Here is a 4,898-nt window from a genome sequence, read left to right as displayed (position 1 = left end):
TGGCGGCCTGCAACAGCGCTTCGTGGGTGCCGGTGTCCAGCCAGGCGATACCGCGACCGAGTTTTTCAACCCGGAGTTGTCCCTGTTGAAGGTAGAGTTTATTGATGTCGGTGATTTCCAGTTCGCCCCGGGCGGATGGTTTCAGATCTTTAGCCATGTCAACCACTTGGTTGTCGTAAAAGTAAAGGCCGGTGACGGCGTAATTGGACTTGGGACGGGCCGGTTTTTCCTCAATGCTTAAAGCCTGGCCGTTTTCATCGAATTCGACTACCCCGTAGTGTTCCGGATCCCGCACCCAGTAGCCGAACACGGTGGCGCCGCCTTTCTGGGCTGCAGCCGTCCGTAGTTTATCCGGCAGCCCGTGGCCGAAATAAATGTTATCCCCCAGGACAAGGGCACAATCGTTGCCGCCGATGAAGTCACGGCCGATGATAAAGGCTTGAGCCAGGCCGTCGGGACTTGGCTGCGCCGCGTAGCGGATGCTGATCCCCCACTGGCTGCCGTCATTCAGCAACTCCTGAAATAGATGTTGATCCTGGGGAGTGGTGATAACCAGAATCTCGGTAAGGCCGGCCAGCATCAGGATGCTCAGCGGGTAATAGATCATCGGTTTGTCGTAAATGGGCATCAGTTGCTTGCTCACCACCCGAGTCAACGGATAAAGTCGGGTACCGGATCCTCCGGCTAGGATTATGCCCTTATGCATTGTCTATCACTCCTAATCGTTCTCCGCGGTAGCTTCCGTCAAGCACCCGCTGCCACCATTCTTTATTATCCAAGTACCAACGGATGGTTTTGTACAGGCCTGTGGCAAACGTTTCTTGTGGCGCCCAGCCTAATTCACGCTGAATCTTGCCGGCGTCGCTGGCGTAGCGCCGGTCGTGGCCGGGACGATCGGCAACGTAGGTGATGAGGGAGGAGCGGGGTAGAAATGGTGCATCTGGAACAAGTTCGTCCAAGAGGGCGCAGATCGTTTTTACCACTTCCAGGTTTGTTTTTTCACAGTGCCCGCCAAGGTTATAGGTTTGGCCGGGGCGGCCTTTTTCCAGCACGGTTCTGATCGCTTGACAGTGGTCTTCCACGTACAGCCAGTCCCGTACGTTCTGCCCGTCACCATAAACCGGCAGCGGTTCACCGACCAACGCTTTCAGGATCATTAAGGGGATCAGCTTTTCGGGAAACTGGTAGGGGCCGTAGTTGTTGGAACAGTTGGTGATCAGCACCGGTAGAGCGTAGGTATGGCACCAGGCGCGCACCAGGTGATCGGAAGCCGCTTTTGATGCGGAATAGGGTGAAGTGGGGCGGTAAAGGCTTTCTTCGGTAAAATAGCCTTCCGGGCCGAGGGAGCCATAGACCTCGTCGGTGGAGACGTGCAGAAAACGGAATTCCCGGCGCTGGTCAGCATCCAGGCCGTGCCAATAGAATCGCGCCGCTTCCAACAGTTCGAAGGTTCCGACAATATTTGTCTGGATAAAGTCGGCCGGCCCGTCGATGGAGCGGTCGACATGGGATTCGGCGGCGAAATGCACGATGGTACCGGGACGGTATTTCAATAGTAATTCCTTGATTAAGGCCCGGTTCCCGATATCTCCGTGGATAAATATGTAGTTTGGGCGGCCCGTTACCGAAACCAGAGACTCCTGGTTTCCCGCGTAGGTGAGTTTGTCCACGTTTATAATCCGCAAGGCTTCTTCCTGGGCAAGGCACTGCCTGACAAAGTTGCTGCCGATAAAGCCGGCCCCGCCGGTGACCAACCAGGTTTTCATTAATAAGGCCCTCCTCTCTCTACGATGAAGCTCCCATCCTCTAAACGAATGTGTAGATGGAAAAAGTCACTAACTTAAGCCGGGGGTCAGGTCTTGATTCTTAACATTTATGGTGTGCTGCTGCTAGCGGTCAGGTCTTTAATCTTACATTATACGGATGTGCTAGGTGGCGGATCGACAGACAGGCGGCCGACACGCCTGAGCTTATAAACTGATTCGTTACAAGTTTAGGTTTAATCCCGGAAAATATGTTTTATAGAAGCCGCGGTCGCGTGTCAGGAGGGTATTTGTCTGGATTTGCGCGTGGCCCCCGATCAAAAAATCGCTGAGGATATGCTGTCTTACAGATAAATTGACGCCACAGGCACAGTTTATCTTTGTTTTCACCCCGCACTGTGGGCATTCCAGCTGTCTGTCCCTCTGTTTTGTGTAACTTCCCCAAGCCTGAGAGGCAAGCCATAGCGAATTTTCTTCAGAAGGGAGCAGTCGTATGCGTGTTTTCAGCAGAAAATCGCGCAGGGCGCCGTAAGAAGGAAATTGGGTTGCCACCTCGGCATACACGGCCTCACATATTACGAACCCGCCAAGATTAACAGCCTTGTCCAACAAGTTTTTCGAGGTCTCCACGTAAACCGGATCCGGCAGAAGGATGTCCAGGATGATATTTGTGTCAATAGCGATGATCATTTGCTGCGAAGCTCTTCAAGTATATCATCTGTCCGTTGTTTCTTCTGCAAAAAGCCGACATACTGCGTAAACGGAGAAGGGGCGGCATGTTTTTTAATAATGTAGCCGTGAGGACTTTCAGCAATCTGAATCTTGTCTCCGGGCTGTAGAGCAAGCTTTTTCCTTAGTTCAAATGGCAAGGTTATTTGCCCCTTGGAGGTCATTTTGGTAGGCTTCATGGTAATACCTTCCGGGTAAGAGTCTATTTTCTTACTACTATCTTAACAAAAAGCAGGGTTATTTTCAATAACTAGAGTTTAGAGTCTCCTCACCCGAAGGGAAAAAATATGCAAATATTTTTGAAAAACCTGTTGTCAACTGTTGTCAACAAATAGACGCGGCTGTGAAGCCGCGTTTGGCGGCCTCTTGATAAAGAAATATTTTTTCAGGAGGTCACAGCATGGAACGTCAACACATACTGGAAACCCTGGGAGACTGGGTCACCTTCCTCTGGCAGGCGCCGCCCAAAAAGCTCCGTCCCACCCTGTGGGAACTTCTGATCGGCTGTATTATCTCCCGCTCCGGACACTCTAGATAAAAAAACCTGAACTATAAAAATAAGGCAGCGACTTATTGTTTGGGGAGTGATAAAAGTGGGTTTTTGGTTATTTATGTTAATCATGGTTATGTTTATACCTTTGACCATGATCATATGGGTCCGGCTGTTTATGAAAAAAGCTCCGCGAACCATTAACTATATCTATGGCTACCAGACAACAATGTCCATGAAAAATACAGACACCTGGAATTTTGCTCGTAAACATTGTAGTAGGATATGGTAGCAACTCAGGCCCAGGCTTCCTTCGTTCTTTTGCAGCAAAATTACTTATTGCAGTGGAATCATATTTTACTTAACAGCGTGATAGTGAGAAGATATTATTGCGGGTATGCTTATTTTTAAAGGTATTTTTCTAAAAAGGGGCGGACAGAAGTGGGTTTGTCAAAGAATGAACCAGATAGAATCGTGAGCAAAGCTGCTTTCCCTTGGATAAGCGAAGAAGATATGGTAGTATACAAAGCTACCGCCCGGCTGCGGCTGGAGCAAGAGGAAAAGGAACTGACCGCAAGACGGAAACGGGCCTGGGAATTAGCGCGACAGGCGGCCAAATTGCTCAAGGAGAATTTTGGCGCTAAGCGAGTCGTCGTCTTTGGTTCTCTCCTCCATTTAAACTGCTTTAGCAAATGGTCTGATGTGGACATCGCTGCTTGGGGAATTAGCGCTGAAGATACCTTTCGGGCCATGGGCGCGGTGATGGACATAGGCAAAGATATCGAGATCAATCTGGTGGACATAGATACTTGCCGCACTACCCTGAGGGCAATAATCGAGCGTGAGGGCAAAGAGGTATGATTGAGCGCTATCTGGTAGTCGCTAGCCGTATTTGCCAGGAACTTGCTGATTTAGAGAGAGTTGTGACACGAGCCGAGCAGGCCATGAGTTTGGCCCGGCATTCTACGGAGCATGACTTCTATCTTGATTCCGTAGCGCTGAACCTGCACGACTTCTACGGTGGGCTTGAACGCATTTTCCGTCACATTGCAACGGATGTGGACCAAAGCCTCCCGGGTGGACCGGAGTGGCACCGTGATTTGTTGCGGCAAGTGAGCATTGCTATATTGCAATTACGTCCTCAAGTTATTTCCGAAAACACAGTGAAGGGGCTGGATGAATACCTGCGCTTTAGGCACATCGTTCGAAATGTTTACGCTTTCAAATTTGATGTGGAACGAATTGATCGCCTTATTCGACAATTGCGTCCGTTGTTTAAGCAGGTGCGCCTAGAGCTAATGGCCTTTGTTAGTTTCCTGGAACAAGTGTAACCTGTTCCAGCAAGGAAAAGTGGAACTCGCCTACCTTGGAAGCGAACAAATCCGCAAAAATTGCCTTCAATGCTTGTCAGGGAAACCCTGGCCGCCCGGCAATTGCTCTTAAAAAACTCCCCTTATCGGCAATGATGCATGGCTGGTGGATCTACCTGGTTGTTTCGGCGTTTGCAAAGTGATTTACGATGCGGAGTCAAGAGGCCTGTATCGGCAACACTCCGCTAATTTTAGGAATCCCTTTGTTGGGGTTCATGAGCTACGGAAGAATCTGACTAAGCTTCTCTCTTCAGTCAAGGAAGATGGGACGGAGGTGGTTATCACCCAGCAGGGCAAGCCAGTTGCTCTTATAATGGATATAGAGAAATATCTTGAGGTTAAGCAAGCCCTGAAGGAATTCTCTGATCATCAGGGAGATAAAGAGGCTCCCCGAGGAGCTGTTAGTTGTGTTCACGCCCAAGCACGGCTCCTGGCTCAACTTGATTGAATCCTTCTTCGGCAAGATGGCCCAGAGCTTCCTGCGGGGAATCCGGGTCACTTCCAAAGCTGAACTGAAAGAACGTATCTTCCGGTATTTCGAAGAAC

General features: G+C 50.0%; 8 protein-coding genes and 1 pseudogene. 4 read left to right on the top strand and 5 right to left on the bottom strand.

What is annotated here, in order from left to right:
- From rfbA to VLH40_07365, 4 genes are all read right to left on the bottom strand, one after another.
- The coding region (gene rfbA / locus VLH40_07380; protein HSV31825.1) for a glucose-1-phosphate thymidylyltransferase RfbA at positions 1–706 on the bottom strand (706 nt) is incomplete at its 3' end.
- Entirely contained in the window at positions 699–1,766 is a 1,068-nt protein-coding gene (gene rfbB / locus VLH40_07375; GenBank protein ID HSV31824.1) for a dTDP-glucose 4,6-dehydratase, read from the bottom strand. The genes rfbB and rfbA, both read right to left, overlap by 8 nt.
- A 219-nt stretch (positions 1,767–1,985) precedes the next feature.
- Positions 1,986–2,453, bottom strand: coding sequence for a type II toxin-antitoxin system VapC family toxin (locus tag VLH40_07370; protein ID HSV31823.1), 468 nt, complete (start codon positions 2,451–2,453; stop codon positions 1,986–1,988).
- Positions 2,450–2,671, bottom strand: coding sequence for an AbrB/MazE/SpoVT family DNA-binding domain-containing protein (locus tag VLH40_07365; protein HSV31822.1), 222 nt, complete (start codon positions 2,669–2,671; stop codon positions 2,450–2,452). The genes VLH40_07370 and VLH40_07365 overlap by 4 nt, the downstream gene beginning before the upstream one ends.
- A 221-nt stretch (positions 2,672–2,892) precedes the next feature.
- Here VLH40_07365 and VLH40_07360 point away from each other — a divergent pair, with 221 nt between their 5' ends.
- From VLH40_07360 to VLH40_07350, 3 genes are all read left to right on the top strand, one after another.
- Positions 2,893–3,030: a hypothetical protein gene (locus VLH40_07360; GenBank protein HSV31821.1), complete on the top strand. Its 138-nt coding sequence runs from the start codon at positions 2,893–2,895 to the stop codon at positions 3,028–3,030.
- 465 nt (positions 3,031–3,495) lie between these two features.
- On the top strand, positions 3,496–3,843 hold the full coding sequence (locus VLH40_07355; protein HSV31820.1) for a hypothetical protein: 348 nt from the start codon (positions 3,496–3,498) through the stop codon (positions 3,841–3,843).
- Positions 3,840–4,313 (top strand): hypothetical protein, encoded by a 474-nt coding sequence (locus tag VLH40_07350; protein HSV31819.1) that lies wholly within the window; start codon positions 3,840–3,842, stop codon positions 4,311–4,313. The genes VLH40_07355 and VLH40_07350 overlap by 4 nt, the downstream gene beginning before the upstream one ends.
- Positions 4,314–4,602: 289 nt before the next feature.
- On the opposite strand, the gene VLH40_07345 is transcribed toward VLH40_07350, so the two are convergent.
- Positions 4,603–4,767 carry a hypothetical protein gene (locus VLH40_07345; GenBank protein HSV31818.1) on the bottom strand — a complete coding sequence of 55 codons (165 nt, stop codon included), beginning with the start codon at positions 4,765–4,767 and terminating at the stop codon, positions 4,603–4,605.
- On the opposite strand from VLH40_07345, the pseudogene VLH40_07340 reads away from it, so the two are divergent.
- Positions 4,748–4,898: pseudogene (locus tag VLH40_07340) on the top strand (IS630 family transposase). The gene VLH40_07345 and the pseudogene VLH40_07340 sit on opposite strands and share 20 nt — an antisense overlap.

Source organism: Atribacteraceae bacterium (genome assembly GCA_035477455.1).
Taxonomy (GTDB): Bacteria; Atribacterota; Atribacteria; order Atribacterales; family Atribacteraceae; genus DATIKP01.
Note: the sequence above shows the minus strand (reverse complement) of the source record. Positions and strands in the feature narration are given on the sequence as shown.